Genomic DNA, 4,415 nt, shown 5'->3' on the forward strand with positions numbered 1-4,415 from the left:
CGAACCGTGCGCTCCACTCGCCGTCCGCGTCCACGATGGTGTGCACGGTCTTCCCGCCGAGCTCGAGCGCGACCTCGGCCCCGGGCTCCCCCGTCCCGACGACCTCGGACCCCGGCGTGAGGGTCCCGCCCGTCGACGGCGAGAGGATCCGCACGGGCGCGCCGTAGTCCGCCGTCACGTCGTCCTGCGCGACGACCTCGCCGTCCGAACGCTCGACGATCCGGAGGTCCTTCCGCCCGCTGGCGTCCGGTGCGCCGACCTCGACCTCGAAGTGACCGCGGGCGTCGGTCGTCGCCGTCCCGACGGCCGCACCGTCCGTCGCGCGGACCTCGATCGTCGATCCGGGCTCGGCGTCGCCCTCGACGTAGGCGGACTCGGCCGCGTCGGCCGGGAACACGACGTCGGCGTCGAGCGATGCGGCCCGGACGGCGACGGGCACGACGGTGCGCTGTCCGCCGACGCCGGCCATCTCGAGGACGACCGACGACGTCGCTGCCCGCTTCGCCCGGTCCACCGTGACGTCGATCGTCCACGTCCCGTCGCGCCCGACCACGACCGGGTCGGCCCGGCCACCCGTCACGACCCGGACCGCGGCACCGGGGTCGCCCGTCCCCGTGATGGCGGTGGTCCCGTCGACCCCGATCGGTGTGGTGTCCGACGCGGCGCTGATGCCGGCGCCGTAGGAGACGGTCCCCCAGCTCCGCTCGCGGACGGTCTGCCCGGTGGACACCGTCACCAGGACGTCGAGCTCGGTGACGCCCCGGGGCGGGGAGTCGATGTGCGCTTCCCACGCACCCGTGGCGTCGGTGAACACGGTGCCCCGGACCAGGCTGGCGCCCCTGCGGTCGGTGACGAGGACGGTGCTCGACGGCGCGGTCCGGCCCCGGAGGACCGCACGGTCGTTCGGGTCGTTCGTCGTCGGGGACGTCACGTCGAACGTCGTCGGCGGGACGGCGTCCGCGAAGCCGGTCTCGATGCCGAAGTCCGCGCCGGTGGCCGAGGCGGTCGCGGCGAGTCCGGCCGTGCCGTCGACACGGGCGGTCTCGTTGCCGAGGGCGTACCCGTACGGCGAGGTGATCCGGCCGTCGGTGACCGTCCAGTTCGACGCGGCGACACCGCAGCGGTCCTTGCTGATGCTGGCGCCGACCGTGCCGGCGGTGGTCTGGCCGAGGTAGAGGCAGTACCCGAACGACGCACCACCCGCGACGATCTTGGCGAAGCCGTTGGCGTCCGGGATGAGGGAGAACGGCGTGAGTCCCGCGTCGGCTGCGGCGGCGGGACTGGCGTACTCCCGCAGCTCGGAGCGGTCGGGCGCGCCGGTCCAGGCGAGGGTGGTGCCGTCGTCACTCGGGACGGCGAGCGTGAACTCGGTCGGCAGGGGCTGGCGGGGGACGTCCGTCTGCGCGGCAGCGGCCGGCGAGGACGTGAAGGCGATCCCCGCCGCAGCAGCGGCGAGCGCGAAGGCTCCCGCTGCCGCGACGGATCGTCGGGTGAGCGTGTTCATGTGCACTTTCTGGAGTCGGACGAGGCGGCACGACTCTAGATTGTGAATATGAAATACTTCCGACTGTGATGTGCTCCTAGTCGGTGGAGTCCTCCGCGCCGTCGGCCGGCACGCCGTCGGCCGGCACGCCGTCGGCCGGCACGCCCTTGGCGTCGCGAGCGATGCGGAGGAGCTTCCCGAGCTCGACCGTCGACAGCTCCCGGGTCTTGCCGATGGGCAGCGATCCGAGGTGCAGCGGTCCGAACGAGCGCCGGACGAGCTCGAGCACCGGGTGGTCGACCTCGTCGAGCATGCGGCGCACGATCCGGTTCCGACCCGAGTGCAGCGTGATCTCGACGAGCGACTCCCCGCGGGAGGACTCCAGCAGCCGAACCTTGTCGGCCGCGATGGGCCCGTCCTCGAGGTCGACCCCGTCGAGCAGACGCTGCACGGTGCCCGGGTTCACGTTGCCCCGGACCTTCGCGATGTACGTCTTCATCACGCCGAACGAGGGGTGCGCGAGCACGTGCGCGAGGTCGCCGTCGTTCGTCAGGACGAGCAGCCCGGACGTCTCGGTGTCGAGTCGCCCGACGTTGAAGAGCCGTTCCTCGTAGCGGTCCACGAACTCCGAGAGGTCGCGTCGACCGCGCTCGTCCTGCAGGCTCGACACGATGCCGGTCGGCTTGTTGAGGACGACGTAGCGGCGCGACGTGTCGATCTGCACGGGGACGCCGTCCACCGCGATCTCGTCGGTCTCCGGGTCGACGCGGCGGCCGAGCGCGTCGACGACCTCGCCGTTCACGGTCACGCGGCCCTCGACGATCAGGTTCTCCGCGACGCGTCGGGACGCCACGCCCGCAGCGGCGATCACCTTCTGCAGGCGCTCACCCTCTGCCTGGAGGGACGGTGCGGCCCCGCCACCCGCCGTCGCGTCCGCCGCGTCCCAGTCCGGGATGATCGGGCGCTCGGGCGTGCCCTCGAGCGGCTGGCCCTGCTGGTCGCGCGTGCCCTCGGGGCGCGGTGTGGTGCGCCGGTCGGTGCCACGCGGCCCGCCGCCCCGGGGACGGTCGCCGTTGCGCGCCGTCGTGGTGCCGCCGACGTACCGGCGGCCGTTGTGCCAGACGGTGCTCGGGCGGCCGTCGGGTGCTCGACGGTCCTCGCGGGCAGGGTCGCGGCGGCGGTCGTCGTCGCGGCGGGGGGCATCGCGACGGTCGTCACGGCCGCGGTACCCACCGCGGTCGTCGCCCGTCCGGCCGGAGCCCGCACGGTCGTCACGGCCGCGGTACCCACCGCGACTGTCGTCGCGGCGCGGTGCATCACGACGGTCGTCACGGCCGCGGTACCCACCGCGGTCGTCGCCCGTCCGGCCGGAGCCCGCACGGTCGTCACGGCCGCGGTACCCACCACGGTCGTCGTCCCGGCGCGGCGCATCACGACGGTCGTCACGGCCCCGGTACCCACCACGGTCGTCGTCACGGCGGACGAAGCCCCCGCGGTCACCGCCGCGGCGGTCGTCCTCGCGGCCGACGAACCGACCGCGTTCGGCTCCGCGGTCGTCGCGGCGCGGAGCATCACGACGGTCGTCCCGGCCGCGGTACCCACCACGGTCGTCGTCGCGGCGGCCCGATCCTGCACGGTCGTCGCGGCCCCGGTACCCACCGGACGCCGGACGCTCGTCACGATCCCGGTAGCCCCCACCGGACGCCGGACGGTCATCGCGGCCCCGGTACCCGCCGCCGGACGCCGGACGCTCGTCACGACCCCGGTACCCGCCGCCGGACGCCGGACGTTCGTCACGACCCCGGTAGCCCCCACCGGACGCCGGACGCTCGTCACGGCCCCGGTACCCGCCGCCGGCACCCCGGTCGTCACGCCCACGGGAGCCGCCACGGTCGTCGTCCCGTCGGCCGGAGGCCGGGCGCTCGTCGCGCCCGCGGTACCCACCGCGCTCGTCGCGACCCGCACCCTCGGACCGGCCACCCGCACGGCCGGAGCCGGCGGTGCGGTCGCGTGACGCGCCTCCAGGCCGACCCGAACCGGCGCGGCCACCCGCGCCGCCCCGTGGGCCGCCTCGTCGTTCTTCCTCATACGCGGCCATCGGGGATCCCTTCGTTCTGCTCGAAGCCGTCGGCACCGTCGTCCAGGAGGGGCGAGATGAGCGGCAGCTCGTCGAGCGAGTTGATGCCGAGCTGCTGCAGGAGCAGGTCGGACGTGACGTAGTTGATGGCGCCGGTCTCGGCGTCGGTGAACGACTCCTCGATGAGCCCGCGCGCGACGAGCGTGCGGACGACGCCGTCGACGTTGACGGCGCGGATCGCGGCGATCTGCGACCGGGTGATCGGTTGCTTGTACGCGACGACCGCGAGGGTCTCGAGCGCGGCCTGCGACAGGCGGGAGGGTCGTTCGGCCTCGACGAACTGCTCGACGACGTCGTCGAGGTCCTGCCGGACGTAGAAGCGCCAGCCGCCGCCGACCTCGCGGAGTTCGAACCCGCGACGGATCGTGCCGTCGACGCCGTCGAAGTCCGCCACGAGGCGCTCGATGGCCTGTCGGACGGCGGGGACGGGCGCACCGACGGCAGCGCCGAGGGACACGAGCGACTGGGGTTCGTCGGCGATCATGAGGATCGCCTCGAGCTGTCGGTCGACGGGGATCTCCGGCCGGGCGGCACGCTCGTGCGCCTCGTGGATCTCGCGCTCGATCGCCCGGGCGTCGGCCATCTCGTCGGCGCCGCCGGGTTCGGCACTGGAGCCGTCGTGCACGTCATCCGTCATAGTCGGCTCCCAGATCGGCGAGGCTCTCGTCGGACCAGTCGTCGGCGGTCCACCGCAGCGTCAGCTCCCCGAGCGGTTCGAGCTGTTCGAACGAGATGGACGCGTTCCGGTACAGCTCCAGGATCGCGAGGAAGCGAGCCACCACGATACCCGTCTCC

General features: G+C 73.8%; 5 protein-coding genes. 1 reads left to right on the forward strand and 4 read right to left on the reverse strand.

Going from position 1 to position 4,415, the window contains the following annotated elements:
- Both ACQXVK_RS17375 and ACQXVK_RS17380 read right to left on the reverse strand, forming a co-directional pair.
- On the reverse strand, positions 1-1,504 hold a 1,504-nt coding region (locus tag ACQXVK_RS17375), incomplete at its 3' end, for an Ig-like domain-containing protein (protein ID WP_430854425.1).
- A gap of 76 nt (positions 1,505-1,580) precedes the next feature.
- Positions 1,581-2,363, reverse strand: coding sequence for a pseudouridine synthase (locus ACQXVK_RS17380; RefSeq protein ID WP_402265655.1), 783 nt, complete (start codon positions 2,361-2,363; stop codon positions 1,581-1,583).
- Between the two features lie 234 nt (positions 2,364-2,597).
- On the opposite strand from ACQXVK_RS17380, the gene ACQXVK_RS17385 reads away from it, so the two are divergent.
- Positions 2,598-3,497: a hypothetical protein gene (locus ACQXVK_RS17385; RefSeq protein WP_430854427.1), complete on the forward strand. Its 900-nt coding sequence runs from the start codon at positions 2,598-2,600 to the stop codon at positions 3,495-3,497.
- Positions 3,498-3,567: 70 nt separating this feature from the next.
- Here ACQXVK_RS17385 and scpB read toward each other — a convergent pair whose 3' ends face one another.
- Entirely contained in the window at positions 3,568-4,257 is a 690-nt protein-coding gene (gene scpB / locus ACQXVK_RS17390; protein ID WP_416394972.1) for an SMC-Scp complex subunit ScpB, read from the reverse strand.
- Positions 4,247-4,415, reverse strand: a 169-nt coding sequence (locus ACQXVK_RS17395; protein ID WP_430854426.1) for a segregation/condensation protein A, incomplete at its 5' end; no start/stop codon positions are given. The genes ACQXVK_RS17395 and scpB, both read right to left, overlap by 11 nt.

Origin of the sequence: Curtobacterium sp. AB451 (assembly GCF_050585845.1) — a bacterium.
Taxonomy (GTDB): Bacteria; Actinomycetota; Actinomycetes; order Actinomycetales; family Microbacteriaceae; genus Curtobacterium.

Excerpts from the sequence above, each read along its gene's own strand:
- scpB (WP_416394972.1), bottom strand. The coding sequence starts at position 4,257 with ATGACGGATGACGTGCACGACGGCTCCAGTGCCGAACCCGGCGGCGCC.